The following is a 24,570-nucleotide window of genomic DNA, read 5'->3' as shown; positions in this document are numbered from 1 at the left end:
CCTACTCCTCCATACCCATGGCTTTGCGCCTGCCTGAATGCTTCTCGTGCACCGACTGCCTGCTGACGTTCAGGGACGTGGCGATGCTCTGCCACGACCAGCCCTGGCGGCGGGCGTTGTCGACGTGCAGCCGCTCCAGCTCCTCCAGGAGACGGCGCAACGCGACGACGGCCTCCAAGCCGACGGCGGGGTCCTTGTCGGTGACCAGGCCGGCCAGCGAGGCCGGGGTGTCCTCAGCTCCCATGCGTGTCAGGCTGCCCTGACACGCAGTGAATGTCAAGGAACCCTGACACGGGTATCCGGAATCCCGGATACCCGTGTCAGGGCTGTGGATCGTGCCGACGCCCCGGGAGCAGACACAGGACGCAACGTCACCGGCCCCGGCGCGGACCGTGGCGCGGGGTGTTCGCACTCGGGCGTGATCATCGCGCCGCGCGCTGCGGAACGGCTACGACGAACTCGCGATCCGCTACGAAGCGACCGTGCTGATCGCAGCTGTCAACGAATGGCTGTGACCAGCACTTTCGCAACACACCCTAGGACTCCAGTCTGGCTTCGTGATCTCGGAGGCACATCGGCACAGCCCCGAACGCCCGGCCCGTCAGGCTTGTACGCGGTCCAGGAAGGTGCGGACGGCGAGAGCGTGGCCGGAAGGGTCGTCGCGGTGGATCCAGTGGCCGCAGCCGGGGAACTCCACCAGCTCCGTACCGGGTCTCTCGGCAGTCATGCCCGCGGCGAGCTGGGCCGAGAGCAGCGGGCTGAGTGCGCCGTGCAACAGCGCGGCAGGCTGGGCGGAGCCAAGCCAGTCGTCCCACCAACGGCCCACGTTGCCGTACTGGGTGGCCATCATGTCGGCGTAGTTGAAGCACATGGTCCATGTGCCGTCCCGCTCGACGGCGCTGTCCATGAAGTAGCCGAAGGCAGGCATTTCCATCGCGGCGAAGCTCTGGGCAAGTTTCTGTCGAGTGGCGGCCGGGGGTGGCCAGCCGGTGGTGTCCACGACCGGCTGGGTCAGTTCGGAGGCGTCGGTGACCACCGGCGTGTCCTCAAGGACCATGGCACGTACGAGGTCGGGGTGCCACGCGGCCAACTGGAAGGCGTTGACTCCGCCGAGGGAGTGGCCGATGACAAGCGCCGGCGCCAGTTCGAGTCGCCGTATGAACTCTGCGGCGTCGGCGACGAAGTCGGAACGGCTGAATGTGCCGCCCTGCTCGGAGAGGCCGTGCCCGCGTTGGTCGAGCGCGATGATCCGGTAGTCCGGCGCCAGCCGCTGGGCGAGTTGGCCGAACTGCAGTGCGCGGCCGAAGGTGCCGTGCAGCGCGACGACCGGGTGCCCTGGCCCGCCGAAGTCCATGTAGGAGAAGCTGCGGCCGCGCATGACGATGGTCTGTGGTGCGATCACGCCGTCCACCATGGCAGTTCGGGGCGAGCAGCAGCCAGTCGTTCGCCCTCGCGGTCGTCGCGGTCTAAGCGCGTTTCCAGAAGTGAGGGAGTCCAAGTCTGGCGTCACAACCGCACTTGGGCTCCCTCGCCTCATGCGCGCAGTCGATCCCTTGGAATCGATAGTCCAGCGGCTGCTTCTCATCCTCGCGCCTCAGAACACGACCACGGGCCATCTGGACAAGCTGGAGGGCGCCGCGCGCGCCCTGAGTGAAGGCGTAGGCGATTTTCACTGGTGTGCGACCGGTGGTTCGACGATATCGCTAACCGAAGACCTTGCCCGTGAACTGGACACTGCGCGTTGCCATCGTTCCTGACGCCGCGGCCTCTGCTGTCGTCTCAGGCTTGAAGATCAGATCGTAGACCCGCTGCATGACGGCGACGTCGTATCCGGGGTGCCCCTGTCCTCCGTGTTCGTGATCGCCGGCGTGGTCTTCGTGTTCGTGACCGCCGGCGTGGTCTCCGTGTTCGTGACCGCCGGCGTCGTCTTCGTGTTCGTGATCGCGGTCGTGGTCACCGTGTTCTTGATCGCAGTCGTGGCCACCTCCATGTCCAGCGATCGCCGGGCCCACCCACGGTGTCTCGACGCTGACCCAGGGTCCCTTGGCGAACCACGAAATGCCTCCCACGGTCTTGCGAGTGACCTGCCCCATATGCGCGGCGGCGTGCGCCGCGTACCAATCTTCGATGCGGTCGTCGACCCAGCCGTGCAGGCGCCAGAAGACCGGGTGTACGTGTGAGGAGAACGTGTCGTTGAGGTCGTCGTAGTAAAACGGCTTGCCACCGCGCGCCGTCTTGATCCACTTGTCGGACGTTTCGGTAAGCGGCCGGCCGCCCGGCAGCGGCGTGAGCGGACTTTCGGGGTCCGGGTCCGTGGGAAGCGAGCACCACCGGATGTGCATCAGATTGTGGATCAACCATTCGATCTTCGCCCCGAGCTGGTCGAGGGACAGTGTCGCAAGGTATTTCGGATCCTTGAATTGTCGCTCAAGGAACGTCATCCGTGATTGCCAGTACTCATCGCTCTTGATGATCGCCAGCCCCTTGAAGCCGGCATCACCGTTCCCTTGATCCCAGGCCGGGGGCACGGAAAATCCGTCGCGATTCCGTGACTGCCGCTTCGGGGAGGGAATGGACGTCCACGCCTGGATCATGGGCAGACCGTGTTCGCTCAGCAGCTTGCGGACCTCCTGGATCATCTGGCGATGCATGTAGAGAAAATCCTCACCGGCGCCGTTGTCCGGCTCGCGCAGGTCGACGGTTCCGCGCGTGGGGAATTGGTTCGGGTGCGGCGGGGCCCAACCGAGCTTGGTGATCTCCACCTTGTCGCTCTCCGAAATATCGGCGCCCTCGCTCGGGTTGACCCAATTGTCCCGCAGTCCGTGCCAGATCGCGTGGTGCAGGCGGTGGTGCCGCGAGCCCACCATTTCGAGCATCTCGGGAGGAAGCGGAATCGCCTCGCGTGCCTCGACGAATGCGGTGCGCACCATGATGAACGAGGCGACGCTGCCTTTCTGGGCCATGCGATCGAGCGTCTGGTTCGGCGCGAGGTCGTCGTGCTGCTGGCTGCGCACGACCGAGCCAATGATCGCGTCGACCTGCCGGCGGCCGTCCGGCCATTTGGCGGTGTAGCGCCCGTCGTACTCGTACAACCAGCCGTCGCTCGGCGTTTCGGGCAAGCCATGGGCGTTCCACTGGATCCAGATGACTCCGTCGCGATCCTCGATCTTGCCATTCAGATGCATATCGAGCGGACTTTCATCGGTGCCCATCTCGAACACTCCTGTGAGCGCGCCCGTGACCGTTGGATGAAACGTCATCACTCCCTGGCCAAAGAGGTATCGGGACCACTTGTCGACGTCGTCCTTCACGATGTGCTTGGGATTGAGGTCGGGCAGGAGGTCGGGTCGATTGATGAAGCTGCGATAGGTCCAACTGCCGGCTAGCAGGTCGTATATCATGGTAATTCAACTCCATCTCGTTCGACGTCGAGACCGCTTGCAACTCCGATCGGCGGTATGCATTAGTAAATGCAGGATCCGCGGAAAGGGAGTCCTCGCGCTGCGGAAACTGTTTCCGATAAGGATCGGGCTGCGCATGTCCGAAGCCGCATATGTGGTGATGGTGCTGGGGCAGGCTGCGTTGTGCGACGAAATCCCCGACTCGACACCCGGTGTCGGCCATGCCGCCGAAGGCGAATACGTGAAGACTGCTCGGTAGGCGAAATGTACTTAGCCTGCGTTGACTACTGGCGATTGCCGCTGCGCGGCCGAGCGCGGCCGCGATCCGCGCAAGAGGTCCGGGCATGCCGAGTCTCCTCGCATGTCGGCCAGGATAAGGAACCTCCGGTGGTCGTGGCCGAGTTGAAGCTACGCCTCAACCAGTGTCCGTTATGCGCTCCACATCCGCATCTGAACAACCCTGGGCGTGGATTCCCCCGACATGACGTCTGAACTGCTGCTACGGCCGGCGACCTGGCGGTGAGCCGGCCCCAGTCGCCCGGGCCGACGCCGTGCTGGAAGCGGAGGGCCCTGGGTGTCTTCGCGGTGTGCATGGCCCGGCATGGGGTGCGGACCGTCGGACCGCCGCCAGAGGATGCGGCACCGGCCGGGCCCCTGCGCCAGCCGGCCCCGGGTGTTGTGGGCGCCGTTGCTGTACATCCAGTCAAGGATCCAGCGCTCGGCCAGGGTGTCATCCCTGGATGGCCGCGGTCGGATTGCGGGCGCACCGCGGCGGGGCTGTGCTGGGGAAGGCCGTGCCGAGTGGCGTGCGGGCTTGGACCATTGGAGAACGGTCATGGGTGACTTCATCGTGAACACGTCCGTCGTGGGGGGCCAGTCGCAGCCCTGCGCCGACGCGCTGAACACCAACGCCTTGTTCACAGCGCTCTGGGCGGATGATGCCGACGCTGGTATCAAGGGGCAGCGGGTCAACGCCGCCGGAGCGAAGGTCGGTACGGAGTTCCTCGCCAGCGAGGTGACCCCGGCCGGCGGCAATACGAACCGACGGTGGCCCTTCCAGGACTCCGTCGGCATGAACACCTTCGCCACGTGGATCGAGCAACCCTTCAACCTCCCTCCGCCGACCCCGGTGGTGGTGCTGCGGCGGTTCTTCGACGGGCAGCCCGCCGGGCAGCCGATCCAGGTCAGTACCGACTCCATCGACCCCGAGTTCCCGCCCACGGTCACCCGTATGATCGACGGCGGCTGCCTGGTCACCTGGACGGGCGGCGGGGAGCAGCAGCGTATTCGCGCGCAGCGTTTCACGCCCGAGGGGCAGAAGACGGGCCCCGAGATCGCCGTGAACACCACCGCGGCCTTCCATCGCAATGCGGCTGTGACGCTGCTGAGCAACGGGGACTACGTCATCGCCTGGACGAACGGCGAGCCGGTGGGAGGCGGCGGGCTCGTCTACCGCGTCTTCGGAATCGACGGCACACCCCGGACCGGCGAGAGGCATCCCAACCTCACAGGCTTCACGGGGCGCAGCGCGCTGACGGCCCTCGACAACGGGCGTTTCGTCGCCGCACACATCAAATCGACGGTGCTGAGCGACCTCGGGGTCCTCCAGACCACAGCCGTGGCCAGCGTCATCGATCCGGCGGACGGCGAGGTCATCCTCAGCGCCTCCGCGGGCTCACCGAAGCACTTCCACCGGAGCTCTCCGGCGCTGACGGCCCTGCCGGGCGGGCGTTTCGTACTTGCCTGGGTGGAAAAGAGCGCGGACACGGTCCAGACGGTGCCGACCGTGATGGCACAGCTGTGCTCGGACACCGAGCTCGAGATCGGCCCCAAGGTCCAGATCAGCTCCGGCACCGACGGCAATCGCTTCCACCTGAGTGCCGCCGCCGTGTTCGGCAACGGCGATCCGGGCAGCATCGGCGATCTGGGCAGCGTGTTCCTGTCGTGGGCGGACATGGCGGACAGCGGCGACACGACCATCCGCGGCAGTGTCCTCACCGCCAGCCCCGGCGGGCTTTCTTCTTAGCTGGTGTCACCGCCGCAGCCTTGCGGGTCCATCGCTGCCTGTGACCAGCGGCCTCGCAAACGCGCCCGCAGCCGGGACCCAGCGCACGCTGGCTGGACCGGTGCCGGACCCGTGGCTGGCGGCGGTCAACGTCACGGTGCCGGTGTCCGTGGCCAACGACCTGGACAAGATGCAGGATGTGATCAAGGACGTGATGACGCAGCTGGGGTGCCCCACGTGCCACTCGGGGAGGGACCTTCGCATCACTATCGCCCGCGACTTCGTGGTGGATACGGAAGGCCAGGTCCAGCCGGCGGTGGCTGCCCCGTTGATCCGCTGACCCAGGGAACACCGTGACGAGACTAGGGGTGGGGCTCACCTACGTACCAGGTCTCGACCACATCCTCCACGAGGTTGCCGACCTGCTCGATGTCGTCGAGATCGAACCGCAGAGTCTGTGGCGGGTCCGCGGAGACGGCGAGATCTCGGTCGACGAGGACGTGCTGGGACGGCTTTCGGACCTTCCCGGCGCGCGGCTGCTGCACGGGGTCGGCAATCCGGTCGGCGGCTCCTGCCTTCCCGACCCGCGGCACACGGCGCTCTTCGGTGAGCTGGCCGGGAGGCTGCACGCGCCGTGGGCCAGTGAGCATCTCGCTTTCAACCGGGTGGCGGACCGGATGGGTTGGTTCCACACCGGGTTCATGCTGCCGCCCTGCCAGACGGAGGCGGGCGCCCACGCGGCCGCCCGGTCCATTCGCACCATGGCCGATGCGCTTCCGGTGCCCCTGGCCGTGGAGATCGGCGCGAACTACCTCCGGCCGCGGCCCGGCGACCTGTCCGACGGCGCGTTCGTGCTTCAGGATTGACTCGCCCTCGATCCAGGCCAGTAGCTTGCCGGTGAGGTGTCTGACGGCGCCCGGCGAGGCGGGCAAACCCATCGCGCCGATTCGGCCTGCGGCTGCGCAAAGCCTCGTACCCGGTCAGGCGGGTGCGCCGTCGTCGACGAGGCGGACCCGGAAGTGGCCCTGTGGCGGCGCCACCGGTAGCCGCCCGGCTCCCAGATCCGTCAGGAGCGCGGTGGGATCGGTGCGGAGACCGACGGTGCAGGGTGAGCCTTCGAGTCGCGCGCGGAGGAGGCCGAGGTCGAGCTGGACGACGTCCGTCAGCCAAGGTACGGGCGGCCGGGCCTCCAGCAGGTGGTCTGCGAACGCGAACGCTTCCTCGGAGGCGAAGAGGCGCGGCGGGCACGAACGCGTGTAGCTACTGAGCAACTCTCCCATCCCCACCGGTCCCAGCGTCAGGAACAGCAGCCGCATCGTGTACCGGAGGGTGCCCGTGAGCGCGCTGCCCCTGAACTCGGCGACCAGATCCCGGAGCAGCCCGATTGCCGGGTCGGTCGCCAGCTCCTGGGCCAGCGGTGTGCCGGGATCGCGGCCGACGGCCAGACTGCCGAGCGCGAGCTCCCAGTCGCACGGGGCGGTCGTCTTCCCTCTGGTCGGGTGCGGAACGTCGGCTGGATGCGGCGGCGCCAGCCGTGCAAGGGGGACCTGCGGGCGCCACATCTCCCTCATCACCACCAGCAGTTCACGGACGGCGCCCACATCGAGATCCGGTACGGCCGAGGGCGTCACCTCGAACAGGACCGCGCGCAGGGCCGGCAGCCGCGGCAGGATCCGGTCGGCGAGCGCGAGCAGATCGTCGTCGGGAAGCCCGGAATGGGCGTCCAGCCAGTACCCGCGGTACTCGGAACCGCCGGCCAGGTGCACCTCCCACACCCGGTCGAGGGGCAGGTCGGCCAGCAGATCGTCCACCCTGCCACGGCCGTTGCGTTCGTTGGCCAGGACGTTGTGCAGATCCAGGAGCAGACCACAGCCGCTCTCCTCTGCGACCCGCCTGACGCGGACTGAAGCTCTCAGGAATGATGCGAGTGTGACCGCCGCTTCGTAGGAGGTGGCGGTCTTGTCGTATCTGGTGGGTGCGCCACGAGGCGCCATGGAGTCGAGTGAGGTGAGAGACCTTCACCGCTGGGTTGTCGCAGCAACCTGGTTGAAGCAGGGGGCAGTTCGCTTCGGGGGATGCCGAGGCGAGCGGTAAGCAGCCCCGACAACGTCGGGACGGGCTGGCACTGCCAGACGGTCCGGGTCCGGCAAGCGAGACGGGAAGGTGTACGCGAGGAACCAGTGCCTGACGCCCCGTAAATACGACACCGGCTCCAACCTGGCGGATACGGGCCGGACGCAGTGCACGACCGCCGGTCCTTGGTGGTCGACTCCGAAGCCGACTCCACGTATCGGCGGGGAGGCCGCGCCGAAGATCTGCGGTGTAGGTGCGATGGATGCTGCCGGGGTAGAGCTGGGCGCCTCACCCGTCGATCGATTCCGTGGCGAACGTGGCTGCATGCGGTCGCCCTTGGACCGGGCCTCCAGCCCTGCCGGGGCAGGCCCATCGCCGGCTGATGGCCGTCGGCAGGGCGGAAGCTCCGTAGTACTCAGGGGCCGGGAGAGCCGGTCACACGGGGAAGGGGGCCGGCAAATCGGCAGTATGGAGGCTGGAATGCCAGGAGGCTGTCGCCGGTGAATACCGACGAGCTGGAGTGGTCCTTGATGAAGGCCGAGCGCCGGGTACTGGGGATCCAGACCAAGCTGCACCGTTGGGCAAATGATGATTCTCATCGCAGGTTTGACGATCTGTTCAACCTCGTGGCTGATCCCGCTTTCCTGCTGGTGGCGTGGGATCGAGTCCGGGGAAACAAGGGTGCCCGCACGGCCGGGGTGGGTGCTGAGGCCCTCACCAAGACCATCGCCCGCTACGGACGCGTCGATCTCCTCTGCATCGACGAACTCGGCTACATGGAGCTCGACCGCAGGGGCGCTGAGCTGCTGTTCCAGGTTTTGACGGAGCGGGAGGAGGAGAACAGCGTCGCTATCGCCTCCAACGAGTCGTTCGGCGGGTGGACGAAGACGTTCACGGATCCGCGGCTCTGCGCGGCCGTCGTCGATCGCCTCACCTTCGGCGGGAACATCATCGAGACCGGCACGGAGTCCTTCCGGCTCGCCAGCACCAGGGCGGCCCGAGCACAGGACACCGCCACGGGCTGAGGGCTGCTTATCGATCAGGACTGGCTTGGACTGTCCAGGCGTTCCGTTGGCCCGCCGAATGGCAGGACGAGGGTCCGTGTCGCCAGGAGCCAAGAGCCGTCGGTCTTGCGGAAGGTGTCCTGGTAGTGGCCGATGTTCGCCGGCAGCCGGGGCGCCACCAGTGCCCCGTCGGTATAACCGTCGACTCGGTACGTCGCGAAATAGGTGGTCGCTGCGGCAGTGTCCGGCGAGTCGACGGTGACCAGGATGTTCGTGCACATTCGCCGGGACAAACGATCCACCGGTCGAGAGCCGAAATACTCGCGCAGAGCCTCACGGCCTTCGATCCGCCGCTGGTCATAGGGCCATTCCCAGACGCCGTCGGGGGTGAAGAGGTCGGAGACCGTGCTCGGCTCACCGAGGTCGAGCCGACGAACGAGTTCCAAGATCAAACGTTCACAGGCGTGTTCCGCGAGGAGACGCTCCATCGGGTCAAGATCGTTTGTGATCATCTCCCCTTCCTACCAGCCCTACTTGCGCGTCCACGACTCCTTTACCTGGCCTCTCCCCGTCAGAAGCCGCGGCCGGCCACCATCACGGGTTCGGGGAGCGGCGGTCCCGGCCCTTCCATCTCACTTACGAAACCACCTGGTCGTCCTCGACGTCGCGGCCGCCGACGACGACACCGCGCTCGCCTTCCAACAGCTGCTCGCCGACCGGTGGGCGACGGCGACAGCGGAGCACACGACCCGGGACGCCGGCCAGCCCGGCGTACGGCTGCGCTGCTACCTGGACCTGGGACAGCCGGTCGGCCCGGCCACCCTGGACGAACCACCGCCGAAGAACGTGAAGACGACCAGCACGGGCAGGATCAGCAGCACGCCGAAGGCGAGGACCTGCCCCCAGTCCATGGGCGTCTGGACCTGGAACACGCTCAAGAACGACCTCTCGGCCATCCGGTCCGGCGCGTCGACCAGCTGACTGACGAGCAGGAGGGCCGAGCTGCCAGCCGTACGTTGCCTGACCACGGCAGCGCCCCGCGCGGGCGGGGAGAGCGCGGGGCGCCGCGGTCGAACCGGTGGGCCGTGCGCGGACGGCGACGGTTTCCTCAAGTACGTCGATCAGACGGGCCGGGGCCTCGCCAACCGGGCTGGAAGGACCATGACGACTCCGTCCGTCACCGCGACGGCAGCCTCGTTGCCCCCGCCGACCGCGGAGCGGTACGACGACGGCAGGGCAGTCTGGAACGCAATCAGACCGAGGTGTCACGTCGCTCTGAGCATCCCAGTCGTCCGAGAGGCAGTCCTCGACGAGACCGCTCATGGCAGAGACCACACCTCGCGGCATCCGGCAGAGGGGAGATGCGGAGTGGACAGAAGGTGCAGGAAACAGCGCAGCGTGGAGGCACAGACCGGCGACGAGAACTCGATGCTGGAGCTGTACCGCACCGCCCTCCGCCTGCGCCGCGACAACCCTGCCCTCGGCGACGGCACCATGACCTGGCACGACGCCCCCGCAGGCATCCTCGCCTTCCACCGCGCACCCGGTTTCGTCTGCGTCGTCAACCTCTCGGATGAGGCGTACCAGCTGCCCGACCACACCGCCATCCAGCTGGCCAGCGGCCCGATCGCGGACGGACTCCTGGAACCCGAACACGCTGTCTGGCTCGCCGTGTAGCGGCCCGCACCGGGGTTCCGCGGCCCCCTCGATCCGCCAGGGCCTGCCCGGTGTCACTCCCGCTGACCGGACAGGCGCTGGCCCCATGGGTAGCAGGAAGTCACTGTCACGGCGGACGGAACAGCAGACGTGACCGGCCACCGGGCCACCCCTGGACGCCCAACCACGCTGCGAGATGGCCACTGACAGCTGGAAGTCGTGGACGACGGACAGCATCAAACCCTGTCCATAACTTGGGCTCCGCCGCCCAGCCCGTCCGTAGATCGGGCTCGGGCACGGGAGTGCTCAGCATCGGCTCCGGCAGGGTCCACGACACGGGCGCGGCACGATCCCGGGGTCAGGCGGCGCTCTTCTTGCGGCGGCGTCCGGCGCGGGCGAGGGCGTCGATGAGTTCCTCACGGCTCATCTTGGAGCAGCCGGCGATGTCGTGCTCGGTGGCCCGCTGATACAGCCGAGCTTTGCTCAGCTGCCGCAGTTCGTTCTTGCCGGTGCCGCGCTGGCTGCGGGATGCGGTCGAGGCGCGGGCCGTTTTCGGTGGCACCTTCTGGGCGGCGGTCTTCTTCGCCGCCTTCCCGGCAGTCTTCCGTGCCGCCTTGCGGGCCGGCGCCGGCTTCTTCTGAGGCGGCTCACCCTCCGTCCTGCCTCCGCCGCGGGCCTGGTCGATGCTGCCCTGCAGAACCGTCATCAGGTCGATGACGTTGGTGGCCGCCGGCGCCTCCTCGGCAGGCGCGACATGCTGGCCTCGGCCTTCGCCTGCACCAGCTCCCGCACCTTCTCCTGGCAGGTGTCGTGATACCGGACCGGGTGCCACGGCCCGCTGAGCGCGCCGACCAGCTGGAGCGCCATGTCCAGCTCCTTGTCCTTGCCCGCCCGGCCGGAGGGCACTTCGGGCAGCTCCCGGCGCGGGTCGCGGACCGCATCGGCCCAGTGGAGGGTCTGGAGTCGCCGAGAAGGGCCGTGGCCACCGCCTGCCGCCACCTGTCGCTGCGCGCAATAGCCAGGGCCCGGGCGGCGAAGTCGTCCACTTCCCCCGGGCAACTGGCCAGCGAAGCAGAGGTGTTGCTGGTGAAGTACTCCACCACGCCGGTTGCTCTCCCTCCGCAGGTGCAGCGCCTCTACTAGGTCCGAGCCGGAGCACGCGGTGTCGCCGAGCGGCAGGAGCGGGTCGGTACGGCGAACGCCGTCCTCGGTCGGCGTGACCACCACGATGGACAGGCCGGGAGAGGGCCCGTCACCAGGACGGGCCGCGACGGTGGTGATGATCGGATAGGTTCGGCGCTGCTGGTGGGGAGCACCGGGCATTCCTCCTGACGGTGGGCTGGGTGGGCTGGATCAGATCCCGGCAGAGGGCGGTGCGGCGGGCCTGCTCGGCGGCCAGCCGTTTGACCTTGCGCCGGACGCGTTCGCCGAGGGCCTCCGGGGCGGGGGCGCCGGCCGCGGCGGCGGCTCGGGCCCGGTTGGGGGAGAGGTAGGGACAAGGGTGGCTCTGTGGTGGTTTTTCTGCGGTATCTCTGCAGTTTCCGGTTTCCGGCAGGAAGGCTGGTTCTAGAAGCTGCACATCAACTGCTGGACGGCGGAGCCGATGCAGGATGCGACTGCTGAGCACACGATGGTGACGGCGTCCGGTTCGTCCGGCTGTGCAGTCCGGCTCGGGGTCCGGCTCGGGGTCTGGCTCGGGGTCCAGTTCTGGTGGCTGGCGTGCAGCAGGCGGGACAGGGCTTCGCTCGGTGGCGGATCGGGTGGTTCACTGTTGTGTCGGGGGTGGAGCCGTAGGGTGCACCGGCCGATGCTGGGAATCAGCAGTCCCCGGGCCAGCAGGTTTTCCTGGACCTGGTCAGGCATGAGTGGAGCGAGGCGTTCTATCCATTCCTGGACCGAGCCGGGGCGCCGTCGTGAGGCGAGCCGGCGCAGGATTTCGTCCTGGACGGGGTCGTCGAGGGGGCCTGGATGGTTGATGAGTATCTGGTTTCGGCGTATGGCGATGTGGTCGGCGAGCGCGAGATCGATCAGTACGGCTCCTGTCAGGGCGATTGCGAGTTCGGTGTGCCAGGCCGCGGTGCGGCCGCCGGTGGAGTCGGCGATGTGCAGCATGACCTGGTCGGCCAGTGATGTATTCATGCCGGCGCGCTAGGGTTCGCCCTGCTCGGTGGGGTGGCCGCCCTGTTTCCAGTACTCGAATCCGCCGATCATCTCTTTTACTTTGAAGCCGAGTGCCGACAGCTTGGCGGCGGCGCGGGTACCGCCGTTGCAGGCGGGGCCCCAGCCGTAGGTGACGTAGAGGGGCTCGGGGTCGAGTCCCTTCACCGTCGCGGCGGAGATGTCCTCGTGGGGGAGGCTGTGGGCGCCGCGGACGTGCTCGCAGGCGTAGGCGGCGGCGCGCCGTACGTCGAGGACCACGACGTCGCGTGCGCCCTCCTCCAGGTCGTGGTGAACGTCGTACGGGTCGGTCTCGCAGGCGAGCCTGAGTTCCTGGAAGTACGTGTAGGCGTTCTCCGGGGCGGCCGGCGTGACTCCGAGGACCCGGCTCGGCTCGGCGTACCGGATCGGCCGGTAGTCGGCGAGGCGGCGGAAGTCGCGGTAGGCGGCCTCGTAGTCCTTGTTGGAGACCAGGAACGTACCTCCGTTGGCGAGCAGCGAGTTGCTGCTCTCGATCTCTTCGCCGACCTCGACCTTCCAGGTCATCTCGACGTCGCTCTCCAGCTCGGGGTCGATCAACTCCTTGACGACGCCCTGCTTCTTGGGGACCACCCCGTCGAAGCAGTAGATCTGTTCGCCGTCGTAGGGACGGCTCTTGATGCCGGACTCGATCTCGAAGGCGAGGTTGACGAAGGCGATGCCGTAGTTGCGCTGCATGGCGGCGAGGCCCGCCATGCCCTTGAAGCGGGCGCCGACCTCCAGGAAGACGAGTTCGTCGTCCGGGGTGTGGAAGAGCTCCAGGTGGGAGCCGCCGTCGGGGCGGCCCAGCGCGTCCAGGGCCCGGTCGGCGAAGGCGACCATGCGGGCGACACGGGGGTCGGAGTCGATCAGGTTGATGTCGGCGTTGACCTTGCCGCCGGGGACCTCGAGCGAGTTGACCAGGTATTCGGTCACTCCGCCGAAGACCGTGCGGCCCGCGTCCGAGACGATGTTGACGCTGTACATCGTCCCTTCGACGAACTCCTCGTACTCGTATGCCCGGCCGAAGTCGGTGGGCAGGGCCGCGTACTCGTCCCATTCTGTGATCTTGAGGACGCCCTCGGAAGCGGCCGCGTCGGTCGGCTTGAGGATGAACGGGAGGCCGACCTCGGCGATGATGGCCTTGAAGGAGGCCGACGGCTCCGCAGCGTGCTGCTCGGCGTCGAAGTGGCCGAAGCGCGGGACGCGTACGCCGGCGTCCAGCAGGCGCTGCTTCATCAGGCACTTGTCGCGGAACGGCAGGATGTCGGCGACACCCGGGCCCTTGAGGCCGAAGCGCGTGCGCAGCTCGGCAGCGACCATCATGTTCTGCTCGTCGTAGCAGTGGACGGTGAGGTCGGTCGGCTCGGCGTCCGACAGGAGGCCGGCGACCACCTCCCGTGTCGCGTCCGCGTCGACGAGCGAGTACAGCATGGGCGTCGGGTCGGACAGCCCGCACGGAACGACATGGATCTGCTCGAACCAGGTGCGCTGCCCGGCGGTGAGGTTGGCCGCGTCGCGGTCGGTGAAGACACCGATGAGACGCACCTCGTCCGGGTTCATGAGGAGGTCGTGCCGGAACACGCCGAACCCTCGGGTCGAGATGACGACCGCGGTCTTCATGCGGCGACCTCGCTCACGGGCAGGGCGGTCAGCTCCGTCAGGGCGTCGGCCAGCATGTTGAGGCCGGCCGAGAGGTTGACCTGGCTGACGGTGAGCGGTGGCAGGAGCTTGAGCACTTCGTCCCGGCGCCCGCAGGTCTCGATGATCAGGCCCTTGTCGAAGCAGCGCCGGGAGACCTCGGCCGCCTCGACGCCGGAGACCGTGCTGAGGTCCACGGCCTGCATGAGGCCGACGCCGCGGACTTGGGCGCCGTAGGGCTGGGCGATACGGCGCTGGAGGAAGTCGGTGACGAGTTCGGCCTTGGTGCGGATCTGCCGGACGAAGGTGTCGTCGGACCAGTAGTGCCGCAGTGCGGCACTCGCCGCGACGAAGGCGAGTTGGTGTCCGCGGAACGTTCCGTTGTGCTGGCCGGGGCGCCAGATGTCGTACTCCGGTTTGATCAACACGATCGCCATCGGCAGGCCGTATCCGCTGATCGACTTGGAGAGGGTGATCAGGTCGGGCGTGATGCCGGCCCGCTCGAAGGAGAAGAAGGTGCCGGTGCGGCCGCAGCCGGCCTGGATGTCGTCGACGATCAGCAGGATGCCGTGCCGGTCGCACAGCTCTCGCAGTTCCTGGAGGAAGGGGACCGGCGCCACCCACACGCCACCCTCGCCCTGCACCGTCTCCAGCAGGACGGCGGCCGGCTTGTCGACGCCGGAGCTGGGGTCGTCGAGGAGCCGGCGCAGTAGATCAAGGCTCTCGAACTCGCCCAGCGGGGAGTCCGGGTAGGGGATGTGCGTGACCTGGGGGAGCGTGGCCTCCAGGCCCTCCCGGTAGAAGCCGCCGCCGGTGGCCGCGAGGGAGCCGGTGCTGACGCCGTGGAAGCCGCCGCCGAAGGCGATGACGTTGGTGCGGCCGGTGGCCAGCCGGGCTACCTTCAGCGCGGCCTCGACGGCGTTGGTGCCGGACGGGCTGGTGAACTGCACCTTGTAGTCGAGGCCACGGGGTTCGAGGACGTACGTCCGCAAGGCCTGCAGGAATCCTGCCTTGGCCGAGGTCGACAGGTCGAGGCCGTGGACGAGGCCGTCGGCGCGCAGGTATTCGATCAGGTCGTCTTTGATCGAGTCCGGGTTGTGGCCGTAGTTGAGGGTTCCGGCACCGGAGAGGAAGTCGATGTACCGGGCGCCGTCCTGCCCGACGAGCAGGTCGCCCTTGGCGCTGGTGAACACCGCGGGGAACGCGCGCGAGTAGGAGCGTACGGCTGATTCGTGGGTCTCGACGACCGTGGCGGTGTCGAGGGTGAGCGTGGTCATGAGGGATTACCTCCGGGTTTCCGCGACGGCCGGAGCGGCGCTGGTGGGGAACGGGGAGCCGGCCTCGAAGGCTGCTCCGATGTCGGTGCGGTGGCGCATGCCGGGGAACGAGATGCCGCCGATGCGCCGGTACGCCTGGGCCCGCGCCTCGGTGATGGTGCGGCCGACGCCGACCACGTGCAGGACCCGGCCGCCGCTGGTGACCGGGCGGCCGTCCGAGTCGGCGCGCAGGTTGGCGTAGAAGAGGCGGGTCGCGTCGCGCGGGAACTGGGCGAGGCCCAGCACCGGCTGGCCGGTGGCGAAGGCGCCGAACGGCCAGCCCGGTGTGGCCGTCGGGTCGGCCGGGTCGAGGCAGCCCTGGGTCAGGGCGACGCTGCACCGTGCCAGACCGTCCGTGACGAGCAGGCTGCGGTCCAGCTCCCGGCGCAGCACCGCCCGGCACAGCTCCGTGAAGTCGTTGTGCACGCCCGGCAGCACGGCCTCCGCCTCGGAGTCGCCGAACCGGGTGTTGATCTCGATGACCTTCAGACCCGAGTCGGTGATCATCGCCCCGATGTAGACGAATCCCGTGTACGACAGCCCTTCCGCGGCGATCCCGCGCAGGAACGGCTCGACCAGGTCCCGCCGGATCTGCTCCAGCAGGGCCGGCGAGGACTGCGGATGCGGGGCGAGGGAGCCCATGCCGTCGCAGTTCTTGCCGGCGTCGCCCTCCAGGGTCCGCTTGAAGTCCAGCGCGGTCGGGAAGAGGAGGTAGTCGGCGCCGTCGAGCAGAGCGAAGACGGAGATCTCGCGGCCGTAGAGGCGCTCTTCGACGACGAGTTGGAGGTCCGCGCCCTGCGCGGAGGCGAACGCGTCCACCGCCGTCTCCGCCTCGGCGGCCGTGTCGCACACCACGGAGCCGTCCCCGTCGGGGGTGAGCCCGTCGGTCTTGACGACGCAGGCGTACGGCCGCTGCCGGACGTAGGCCTTGGCCGCTGGCGCGTCGGTGAACGCGGCGTACTCGGCGGTGGGCAGCCCGTGGTCCGTACAGAAACGTTTACCTCGCTCCTTGCTGGCCTCCAGCCGGGCAGCGGCCGCCGACGGGCCGATCACCTGGTGGCCGTGCGCGGAGAGCACGTCGGTGTACCCGGCGCACAGCGCGTCGACATGGGAGACGAAGACGAACTCCACCGGGTGCTCCGCGAGGAAGTCCAGCGCGGTGGACGGGTCGTCGAGCCGGATCCGGGGCACGGAGACGATGCGGTCGGCCGTCAGGGCGTCGCAGCCGGGACCGTAGTACACGGTCACCGAGGGATTCGTGCGGACGAACAGGTCACAGATCGCGTGCCCGCGTCCCGTGCCGTCGATCACCAGTACGTGGGTCACAACTGCCCCTTCACAGTGCGGCCGTCGGGGGTGACGGCCCCCGTGACGACGGGTACGGATTCCGTCCACGGGGTGGGCGCGACGTCCTCGGGCAGCCCCGCCCGGTCGCCCTCGACCTGGCCCGCGGCCTGCAGATGGTCGGCGAGCGAGCCCCAGACCTCGCTGTAGCGCTCGGGCCGGTTGCCCTGGTCGTCGGCCCTGATCCACGGCGAGTTGGCCCAGTCGCAGGCCGGCATGACGTGGTGCAGATCGTGCTGGACGGTGTCGCCGACGAGCACGAACATCCGGTACGAGGAGTGCACCACCAGCATCCGGAACGTCCACGTCGCCCACGCGGCCGCCCTGCGTCCCCCGCTGAGGGAGGCGTCCGGCACGGCCTCGCCGCAGAAGCGGCCGAAGGTGAGCAGGTCTCGCTTGTCCCGGGGCAGCCGCTCCTGGTTGCCGAACAGCCACCAGCGGTGTTCGGTCATCGTGTACAAGTAGGTGCACGACTGGAAGAACACCGAGGCCGGAACCAGCCACAGCACCAGCCACTCCACCCACCAGCCGGTGAGCCCGACGAAGGCGACCGTGGCGGTGAGATAGGCCAAGGACATCGCCAGCCGGTAACGCGGCCGCACCCCGACGTAGTTGGACTTCACCCGGCCGAAGAGGAAGCGGGCGTGGTGGCGCGGCGAGAACAGCGTCGCCCACAGGTAGCGGCGGAACTCCGTCCGGGTCATCCCCGGGCGCATCCCGGTCGACAGCAGGTAGCGGGTGTCCCCGTCCTTCATCGAGCAGGGGAAGGCGTGGTGGGTCAGGTGTTCCTTGCGGTTCTCGTCGTACGGGGTGCGCCAGAACACCGTCGTGATGAGCTCGCCGACCAGCCGGTTGCTCCATGCCTTCTTGGTGAACATGCGGTGCAGCGTCTGATGGACGACCACGACGTCGAGACGGCGCATGCCGCCGCTGGTCAGCAGCCAGCCCAGGACCAGGAGGAAGGGCGACCACGCGGTGAGGGGGTGCAGCGCGTACGCGCCCAGCGCGATACCGACGGCCATCTGCACGATGCCCAGCAGACCGGCCTTGGCGGGGCTCCACGGGATCAGCTGCTTGCCGCCCTTGAGCGGGACGCCGGTCACCCAGGTGAGATACGGCTGGACGAAGGCGGGGAGGATCCGCATGGACTCCCGGGGCTCGCCCGCGATCAGCAGGTCGTCTTCGGTGCTCTGCGGGTTACTCACCGACACCCCCGAACAGGACGTCGTTGGTCTCGTGGGTGATCTCGCGGGTGAGGTCCGCGCCGTTCGCCCAGGTCATGTTCACGATCGTGCGGGTCGTCTCGCCGCGGATCGGGTAGACCCGGTGCATGGTGGTGTCGGTCTTGACCACGTACGCGTCGCCGGCCTCGAAGGCGTACGACCTGACCTGGCTCTTGAGCAACGCACCGTGTACGTCCGGGTTCTGCTTGTCCCACGAGGTGTGCGGCACGGCCTGCACGAAGCCGCCGTCACGGTAGTCGGGGGCCTGCAGTACCAGGATGAAGCCGTACGTGTAGTCGTCCCAGTGCCAGCCGTGTGTGTCGCCGCTCTTGCCGAGTCGGCTGATCACGTAGTGCTCACCGGCGTACGGGCAGGTGAACACCTCCTCGCCGACCACCTGGCCCAGCAGCTCCTTGACCGCCGGGGAGAAGTAGGTGGCGTGGATGAGCGGGCCGTGGTCCTTGATGACCGGCTGGCCGACGGTGGTCATCTGACGGGGAGTTCCGTCGGTGATGTCGAAGCTGAACTTACGGGCCACCCCGTGTTCGTCCATGATCCCGAACGCCTCCTCCTGCAGCGGGCGGAGCAACTCGGGCGGGCAGAAGCCGCGCAGCGGCACGATGTGCTCGTCGCGGAATCGCTCCCGCAGGGTGGTGAGGGCGTCCGCGGTGAAGCGGGCGGCGAAGTGCTGCTCGAAGAGGCCCTCGGGATGAGTGCGCTCGCCGTGCTCCGGGCCGGAGTCGGTTTCGGTGGTGACGGTCATGCGGAGTTCGTCTCCTTGAAGGGTCACGCGGGAGTTGCGGTGAACTGGTAGGAACGCGGCGACACCACCTGGTTGTTGGGGTTGTCGCCGAGGGGTTCGCCGTTGAAGACGGTGGTCTTGCGGGCCTCCAGCGCCCGTCGGTGCAGTTCCTCGGGCGTGTCCGCGTTGACGACGACCATGGCGACCACGTCGAGCTGGTCGGCGCGCCCGCTCAGGGGCTGACCGAAGGGCTTGGTCACGCGGCCGTACTCGGTGCCCTCGGGGAAGGCCAGGTCCGTCATCACGGTCGCGCCCGGCGGCGGGAGGAGCAACAGGTCGGCCGAGTGGCGCGGAGCGCGGGCCAGGAAGGACAGGTCCGGGCACCGCCCGCAGGCCAGGTCGGTGAGCGGGACGGCGTACTCGATGCCGAAGGCGTTGCCGATGCAGACGGACATCCCGGCGCCGATGGTGCGCAGATTGAAGTCGATCAGCTCGATGGGGCCCTCGTCGGGCACCATGACCTCGAGGTGGGTCGGGCCGTGCGTGATGCCCAGAGCGCGGTGGAACTCCACTGCCCGGGCCACGATCTCCTCGCCCCGCGGATGCGGGTACGGGAAGCACGCGCCCAGTTCCACGACCGGGTCGAGGGCGGAGACATAGCGTCCGGTGAGCCCGACGACGTGCACCTCGCCCCGATGGACCAGGGACTCCACCGACAGCAGCTCGCCCTCGGCCCGCTCCTCGAGGACGAACTCGCCGTGCGCCAGGATGTACTGCTTCATCAGCGCGTTCGTCACCTTGACGGCGGCGATCTCCGCGGTCGCCGCGCGGAGTTCGCCGAGAGAGGCGACGGTGAAGCAAAGGGCGCTTCCGGTGCCGTTCGCCGGCTTGAGGACGGCCGCGCGGTCGAAGCGCCAGTCGTCCCAGGTCAGCGCCTCGGTCAGGGTCGTGGATCGGAGGGTGGTGAGACCCTCGCGGTAGAGGGTGCCGCGTACCAGGGCCTTGTCCAGGGCACGGGTCACCGTCGTTGCGCCGCTGGTGGGCAGGCCGGAGCGTTCCCTGAGCCGGGCCTCGTGGCGCAGGGCCCCCTCGAAGGCGGCGTAGGTGCCGATCACGTCGTACCGGGTGAGTACGTCGTCGACGATGCCGTCGACCGCTTCGGCGTCCGCCCAGGAGGCGACCGGGACCACCTCGTCGACCACGCCCTCCGGTACGGCGAACGGGCCGTCGGTGAGCAGGGGGTCGTGGTTGAGGGCGATCACGTGGAAGCCGCGGTTCTTGGCCTCGCGGGCGATCAGGACCATGTGGTTGAGGAGTTCGAGCAGGACGAAGGCCTGCTTCCTGGGTGTGTCGGTCGTGTCGGTCGTGTGGGTCGTCGTGGACGTCTTGGGCGTTGCGTGCATGGCGTCGGCGTCTCTTCTCGTTCGGCTCTGGATCAGCTGGCAGTCGCGTCCTGGGGGAGCGCGGGGGCGACGGCACGGCCGTCCGCGGACTCCCGCTGCCGAAGCTGCTTGCGCAGCAGCTCCCAGCCCACGACCAGTGCCACGATGAGGGCGATGTCGGCGTAGATCGCCGGGATGATGCCGATGCTGTCCATGCCGCGGGCGAAGACGAAGGCGAAGACGGCCATCAGGCTGTATCCGATCGCCGTCTGCACGCCCACGACCGCGGAGATCTGGGCGTCCGGGGTGCGGGCGATCATCAGCTTGAACTGGTGCACCCAGACGACTTCGCCGCACAGCACCATCACGGAGAACAGGCCCACGCAGAGATAGATGTTTCCGCTCGCGAACGGCATCGCCAGATAGCAGAGCGTGGCGGCGGCCACGGCGGTGAGATTCACCGCGGTCTCGTTCGCCGGCGTGATGTGCCCGCGGCGGTTGAAGAACTGGTAGAGGAAAATCCCGGCCATGATGCTGATCGATTCGAAGGTGAAGAACAGCGCCGTGCCCGATGCGCCCCAGTGGAACCAGACTTCCGGAATCACTGTGATGAGGGACTCGTACGTGGCCTGGAAAGCGGTTACGGACAGCACGATGTAGAAGACAGCCGTCCCGATGCTTTCCTCGCGTGCCATCAGGGCGAGCGCGTCCCGCGCCCCGGACAGGCTGCCGCGTCGGGCCGAGGCGCGGGCGGTGCGCAGGGACTCGTCGAGGCGCGTCTGGTTCGGGCGGACGAACCTCATCAGGACGGCCGCCACCACGAAGGCCACCGCGTCGATCAACACCACCGCGGTGAGACCGACGAACTCCAGGATGAACACACCCACCGCTCCCGCTAGGGCCAGCGCCAGCGGCAGGCTGGAGTTGAAGACCGGCGAGTACAGGTCGGTCTCCCGCTCATCGAAGAACTGCACCAGCGCCTTCACCCGGGCGTTGCTGACGGCGCTCTTGAGGAGCGACCGCACGAAGACCAGGACAACCGCGCCGACGAACATGTCGGGGGCCAGGAACCCCAGGAAAAGCAGTGTGGTTCCGGCCGCGGCCACATTCAGCCGGATGAGGAGTACTTTCGCGTTCTGCCGGTCGATGTACTGCGCGGCGAAAATTCCGATGAAGAGGTTGGCGATCCAGTCCGCCGCGAACACGATCGCGGAAAGTGTCGCGCTGCCGCTCTCCTTGAACACATAGGCGGCATAGGAAATCATCAGCAGCTTCGAGCCGAACAGTGAAATGAAGGAGGCCAGGAAGCTGAGCAGGAAATTTCGGTGCAGGTAGACACTCATATACAGGGCCTGGTCTTTCTGACAAGGGCCGTGGGGGCTTTTCGTTGGATGTGCGGTGAGGGGCGTTCCGCCGATGCCGAGGAGTCTTCGCCGACGTGGTACCGGCCACGTTCCGGATAGGTACCGCTCGGCCGGGAAGCCGCCTAGAATCCCCTTCGTCATGCCCCACGACCTGGGGTTTGCAAGTCACAGGGGGGCACAGCGCGTGATGCAAACAATCGACGGCACGGTACGGTTCAACATCCTTGGTGCGTTGGAGTGTTGGGATAGAGACCGCCGTCTGAAGCTCGGCGGACCGACCCAGGAACGGGTTCTCACCGTGCTCCTGCTGGAGGCCCATCACGTGGTGACGGTCTCCCGGCTGATCGAAGCGGTCTGGGAGGACCTACCGCCCGCAACCGCGGTGCAGCAGATACGCAAGACGGTCGCCGAGTTGAGGCGACGCATTCCGCGGGGAGCGGAATTCATCGTCACGGAAGGTGCCGGATACCGGGCTGCCATCGATTCCGGACAACTCGATCTGCACAATTTCCGGCAGTATGTAAAGGCGGCAGCCGCCGACGTGGCCGAGGGCCGCACGACCGACGCGGTGGAGAGGCTGCGGGCGGCTCTCTCACTGTGGCGCGGCAGGGTGATGTGCGGACAGGGCGGGCCCGTGATCGACGCCGCCGCCACCGCTCTGGAGGAACACCGGCTCGCCGCCGTGGAGCAACTCTTCGAACTCCGGCTGGAGGCGGGCGAGAGCGGAGAGCTGGTCGGCGACCTGCGCCGGGTCGTCGACACCCACCCCCTGCGGGAGCGGCTGCGCGGCCAGCTGATGCTCGCCCTCTACCGCTCGGGACAGCAGGCCGAGGCCCTCGCCGAGTACGGCAGGGTACGGGGCCTGCTCGCGGAGGAGCTCGGCATCGATCCCGGCGCGGAGCTGTCCCGCCTGCACGAGGACATCCTGCGCGGCAGCCCGGAACTCGCCGGCCCGCCACGAAAACACCGGACGCCGGCGCAGCGGGACCCGGCTCCCGCGACGTTCGGTGCCAAGATCCGCACGCCCTGCACCCTCCCGTACGACCTGGCGGACTTCACCGGCCGGGACCGGGAGTTACGGCAGCTGCTGGAGACGGGGGCCGGAGAGCGGCGTACCGGGCTCGTGGGCATCGACGGCATGGGCGGCGCGGGCAAGTCGAGCCTCGCCGTGCACGCCGCGCACCAGCTGGCCGAGGCCTACCCCGACGGCCGGCTCTACATCGACCTGCGCGGCTTCACCCCCGGAGAGCAGCCGCTCCAGCCCGACTTCGTGGCCGCCGCGCTGCTGCGGGAGCTGGGAGCGTCGGACGCGCAGATACCCGACGACGCCCAAGGGCGCTTCGCGCTGTGGCGGTCCTGGACGGCGGACCGGCGACTGCTGCTGATCCTCGACAACGCGGTCGACACCGCACAGGTACGGCCGCTGCTGTCCGGCATGACGAAAGGTTTCGTCATCGTGACCGGCCGGGTCCGCCTGGTCGACCTCGACGGCGCCCAGTGGTTGTCCCTCGGCAGCATGGAGCCCGAACAGAGCGCGCTGATGCTGACCACGACGCTGGGCGAGCAACGGGTGGCCGCCGAGCCCAAGGCGGCGCGGGCGCTGGCCGAGCTGTGCGGCCATCTGCCGCTCGCCCTGCGCATTGCCACCGCCCGGCTGCGCAACCGCCCCCACTGGACCCTGCAGTACCTCGTCGGCCGGCTCCACGACGAGTCGCGCCTGCTGAAGGAGCTGTGTTCCAACGAACGCAGCGTCGCCACCACCATCCAGCTCTCCTATCAGGTGCTCAACCCCGACCAGCGGCGCACCTTCCGCCTGCTGGGCCTGCACCCCGGCACGGACATCGATGTCCATGCGGCGGCCGCCCTCCTCGGTACGACACCGCCGGACGCCGAGGACCTTCTGGAAGCCCTGCTCGACGTACACCTGCTGCGCCAGCCCGGCATCGGCCTGTACTCCTTCCACGACCTCGTCCGCAGTTTCGCGCGCGGTCTGTGGGAGTCGACGTGGGAAGAGGAAGGGCGTACGGCACTGGGCGGGCTGCTCGACTACTACGTCGCGGCGACGGACGAGGCGTGCCGGGCGCTGTTCCCGGGGCGGGTGGAGTACGAGTGCCCGGCCGCCGGAAAGCCGCCGGAGCTTCCGCATCTGGCGAGCCCGCCCGAGGCCAGGCAGTGGTTCGACCGGGAGCTGCGGGCTCTGCAGACGGCCGTGACCGTCGGCCATGAGCACGGCTTTCCCCGGCAGGCCGCCTACCTCGCCCGCAACACGATGTTCCATCTCCATCAGCGGGGGGACATCAGGGGGTACCGGGAGACCGGGGGGGCCGGTCTGTGCGCGGCCCGCCGGGCCCAGGACCCCGTCGCCGTGCAGTTCAGTCTGAGGAACCTGATCGCAGGCCATTCCATGCTCGGTGACTTCAGCAGCGCGGCGGACGGCATCGAGGAAGGGCTCCGCCTCGTCCGGTCCGAGGGCGACCGGCACCGCGAGGGCGTCTACCTCAGTCAGCTCGGCTGGGTCTACAGCGCCCTGGGGCGTCTGTCCGAGGGGCGGCATCACCTGGAACAGGCGGTCGGTGTCTGCAGGGAGACGGGGGACGTCATGGAGGAGGCCATTGCCCTGTGCAACCTCAGCTCCGTGTACACCTGGCTGGGACGTACTCAGCAGGCCGTGGCCACCGCCCGGCGATCCGTGCTGCTCAGCAAGCAGATGAACCACGGCATGCACCGCGTCGGCGCGCTGAACGATCTCGCCATCGCCCACCTGGCCGGTGGTGATCACGCGGAGGCGCTCGCCGTGCTGAACCATGTGCTCGAACTCGGTGAGGAGGCATCGATGCCCAGAAACATGGCCCTCACCCATGTCCTCATGGCCGACGTCTGCCAACGGGACGGGCGGGGTGACCGGGCTCCCGCTCTGGTGGAGCACGCCCTCGATCTCGTCGAACCCCTGGGCACGAAGCCGTGGCAGTCCGAGATCGAGAACATCGCCGGTCTCGTCCACCGGCGGCGGGGGGAGTACGACCGGGCGCTGGAGCTGCATCGGAGAGCCTTCCGGCACGCTTCCGCGAGTGAGTACCGCATTCAGATGGCGTGGGCTCTGGATGGTCTGGCACAGACGTCGGAGGGAGCGGGGGACTTCGCGGCGGCCGCGGAGCACCGCCGGAGTGCGGACGAGCACTTCGACGCCATGGGCGTCCCGAGCGGCAGCCGCAGGCGGGACTGACCGCAAGGGCGCTCCGCTCCC

The 24,570-nt window shown here is 68.3% G+C and carries 22 protein-coding genes and 1 pseudogene; 8 read left to right on the top strand and 15 right to left on the bottom strand.

Going from position 1 to position 24,570, the window contains the following annotated elements; all coding sequences use genetic code 11:
• Position 1: 1 nt before the first annotated feature.
• The 3 genes from Q4V64_RS00655 to Q4V64_RS00645 form a co-directional block, all read right to left on the bottom strand.
• On the bottom strand, positions 2-244 hold the full coding sequence (locus Q4V64_RS00655; RefSeq protein WP_124445241.1) for a hypothetical protein: 243 nt from the start codon (positions 242-244) through the stop codon (positions 2-4).
• 357 nt (positions 245-601) lie between these two features.
• Complete coding sequence (locus Q4V64_RS00650) at positions 602-1,402, bottom strand: alpha/beta hydrolase (protein ID WP_253267478.1); 801 nt, start codon at positions 1,400-1,402, stop codon at positions 602-604.
• Between the two features lie 301 nt (positions 1,403-1,703).
• Positions 1,704-3,401 (bottom strand): DUF4779 domain-containing protein, encoded by a 1,698-nt coding sequence (locus Q4V64_RS00645; RefSeq protein ID WP_124445239.1) that lies wholly within the window; start codon positions 3,399-3,401, stop codon positions 1,704-1,706.
• 136 nt (positions 3,402-3,537) lie between these two features.
• Between Q4V64_RS00645 and Q4V64_RS00640 the strand changes: the two genes are divergently transcribed.
• The 4 genes from Q4V64_RS00640 to Q4V64_RS00625 all read left to right on the top strand — a co-directional run bounded on the left by Q4V64_RS00640 (position 3,538) and on the right by Q4V64_RS00625 (position 6,272).
• Positions 3,538-3,660: a hypothetical protein gene (locus Q4V64_RS00640; RefSeq protein ID WP_301184613.1), complete on the top strand. Its 123-nt coding sequence runs from the start codon at positions 3,538-3,540 to the stop codon at positions 3,658-3,660.
• 576 nt (positions 3,661-4,236) lie between these two features.
• Positions 4,237-5,427, top strand: a complete 1,191-nt coding sequence (locus Q4V64_RS00635; RefSeq protein WP_124445238.1) for a hypothetical protein — start codon at positions 4,237-4,239, stop codon at positions 5,425-5,427.
• A 40-nt stretch (positions 5,428-5,467) separates the two neighbouring features.
• A complete protein-coding gene (locus tag Q4V64_RS00630) occupies positions 5,468-5,746 on the top strand; it encodes a hypothetical protein (protein ID WP_124445237.1) in 279 nt (92 codons plus the stop codon).
• Between the two features lie 13 nt (positions 5,747-5,759).
• Positions 5,760-6,272: a DUF692 family multinuclear iron-containing protein gene (locus Q4V64_RS00625; protein WP_124445236.1), complete on the top strand. Its 513-nt coding sequence runs from the start codon at positions 5,760-5,762 to the stop codon at positions 6,270-6,272.
• Between the two features lie 114 nt (positions 6,273-6,386).
• On the opposite strand, the gene Q4V64_RS00620 is transcribed toward Q4V64_RS00625, so the two are convergent.
• Positions 6,387-7,400 carry a DUF692 family multinuclear iron-containing protein gene (locus Q4V64_RS00620; protein WP_124445235.1) on the bottom strand — a complete coding sequence of 338 codons (1,014 nt, stop codon included), beginning with the start codon at positions 7,398-7,400 and terminating at the stop codon, positions 6,387-6,389.
• A 798-nt stretch (positions 7,401-8,198) separates the two neighbouring features.
• Here Q4V64_RS00620 and Q4V64_RS00615 point away from each other — a divergent pair.
• Positions 8,199-8,504 (top strand): annotated as a pseudogene (locus tag Q4V64_RS00615) (ATP-binding protein); the annotation flags it as partial.
• Positions 8,505-8,518: 14 nt separating this feature from the next.
• Here the strand turns inward: Q4V64_RS00615 and Q4V64_RS00610 are convergent.
• Positions 8,519-8,995 carry a nuclear transport factor 2 family protein gene (locus Q4V64_RS00610; protein WP_124445234.1) on the bottom strand — a complete coding sequence of 159 codons (477 nt, stop codon included), beginning with the start codon at positions 8,993-8,995 and terminating at the stop codon, positions 8,519-8,521.
• Here Q4V64_RS00610 and Q4V64_RS00605 point away from each other — a divergent pair.
• Positions 8,988-9,464, top strand: coding sequence for a DUF6207 family protein (locus Q4V64_RS00605; protein WP_172629572.1), 477 nt, complete (start codon positions 8,988-8,990; stop codon positions 9,462-9,464). The genes Q4V64_RS00610 and Q4V64_RS00605 overlap by 8 nt on opposite strands.
• Before the next feature lie 417 nt (positions 9,465-9,881).
• On the top strand, positions 9,882-10,160 hold the full coding sequence (locus Q4V64_RS00600) for a DUF3459 domain-containing protein (protein ID WP_303708668.1): 279 nt from the start codon (positions 9,882-9,884) through the stop codon (positions 10,158-10,160).
• Between the two features lie 337 nt (positions 10,161-10,497).
• Here Q4V64_RS00600 and Q4V64_RS00595 read toward each other — a convergent pair whose 3' ends face one another.
• The 10 genes from Q4V64_RS00595 to Q4V64_RS00550 all read right to left on the bottom strand — a co-directional run bounded on the left by Q4V64_RS00595 (position 10,498) and on the right by Q4V64_RS00550 (position 21,305).
• Positions 10,498-10,845 carry a hypothetical protein gene (locus tag Q4V64_RS00595; RefSeq protein ID WP_124445230.1) on the bottom strand — a complete coding sequence of 116 codons (348 nt, stop codon included), beginning with the start codon at positions 10,843-10,845 and terminating at the stop codon, positions 10,498-10,500.
• On the bottom strand, positions 10,845-11,462 hold the full coding sequence (locus tag Q4V64_RS00590) for a hypothetical protein (RefSeq protein WP_124445229.1): 618 nt from the start codon (positions 11,460-11,462) through the stop codon (positions 10,845-10,847). Before Q4V64_RS00590 ends, Q4V64_RS00595 begins: the two co-directional genes overlap by 1 nt.
• A gap of 243 nt (positions 11,463-11,705) precedes the next feature.
• On the bottom strand, positions 11,706-12,278 hold the full coding sequence (locus tag Q4V64_RS00585) for a GPP34 family phosphoprotein (protein ID WP_124445228.1): 573 nt from the start codon (positions 12,276-12,278) through the stop codon (positions 11,706-11,708).
• A gap of 9 nt (positions 12,279-12,287) precedes the next feature.
• Positions 12,288-13,937, bottom strand: a complete 1,650-nt coding sequence (locus tag Q4V64_RS00580; protein ID WP_124445227.1) for a rhodanese-like domain-containing protein — start codon at positions 13,935-13,937, stop codon at positions 12,288-12,290.
• On the bottom strand, positions 13,934-15,232 hold the full coding sequence (ectB, locus tag Q4V64_RS00575) for a diaminobutyrate--2-oxoglutarate transaminase (RefSeq protein ID WP_124445226.1): 1,299 nt from the start codon (positions 15,230-15,232) through the stop codon (positions 13,934-13,936). Before ectB ends, Q4V64_RS00580 begins: the two co-directional genes overlap by 4 nt.
• A gap of 6 nt (positions 15,233-15,238) precedes the next feature.
• The gene (purD, locus tag Q4V64_RS00570; protein WP_172629578.1) at positions 15,239-16,597 is read right to left on the bottom strand and encodes a phosphoribosylamine--glycine ligase; all 1,359 of its coding nucleotides are present in this window, start codon (positions 16,595-16,597) and stop codon (positions 15,239-15,241) included.
• Positions 16,594-17,820: a fatty acid desaturase gene (locus Q4V64_RS00565; protein WP_124445224.1), complete on the bottom strand. Its 1,227-nt coding sequence runs from the start codon at positions 17,818-17,820 to the stop codon at positions 16,594-16,596. Before Q4V64_RS00565 ends, purD begins: the two co-directional genes overlap by 4 nt.
• Positions 17,813-18,601 carry a hypothetical protein gene (locus Q4V64_RS00560; RefSeq protein WP_124445223.1) on the bottom strand — a complete coding sequence of 263 codons (789 nt, stop codon included), beginning with the start codon at positions 18,599-18,601 and terminating at the stop codon, positions 17,813-17,815. Before Q4V64_RS00560 ends, Q4V64_RS00565 begins: the two co-directional genes overlap by 8 nt.
• Before the next feature lie 23 nt (positions 18,602-18,624).
• A complete protein-coding gene (locus Q4V64_RS00555) occupies positions 18,625-19,983 on the bottom strand; it encodes an ATP-grasp domain-containing protein (RefSeq protein WP_124445222.1) in 1,359 nt (452 codons plus the stop codon).
• Positions 19,984-20,015: 32 nt separating this feature from the next.
• A complete protein-coding gene (locus Q4V64_RS00550; RefSeq protein ID WP_172629577.1) occupies positions 20,016-21,305 on the bottom strand; it encodes an MFS transporter in 1,290 nt (429 codons plus the stop codon).
• Positions 21,306-21,513: 208 nt separating this feature from the next.
• On the opposite strand from Q4V64_RS00550, the gene Q4V64_RS00545 reads away from it, so the two are divergent.
• The gene (locus Q4V64_RS00545; RefSeq protein ID WP_124445267.1) at positions 21,514-24,549 is read left to right on the top strand and encodes a BTAD domain-containing putative transcriptional regulator; all 3,036 of its coding nucleotides are present in this window, start codon (positions 21,514-21,516) and stop codon (positions 24,547-24,549) included.
• The last annotated feature ends 21 nt before the right edge of the window (positions 24,550-24,570 follow it).

This window comes from Streptomyces sp. NL15-2K, assembly GCF_030551255.1.
Lineage (GTDB): Bacteria > Actinomycetota > Actinomycetes > Streptomycetales > Streptomycetaceae > Streptomyces.
This window is presented reverse-complemented; position numbering and strand designations above follow the sequence as displayed.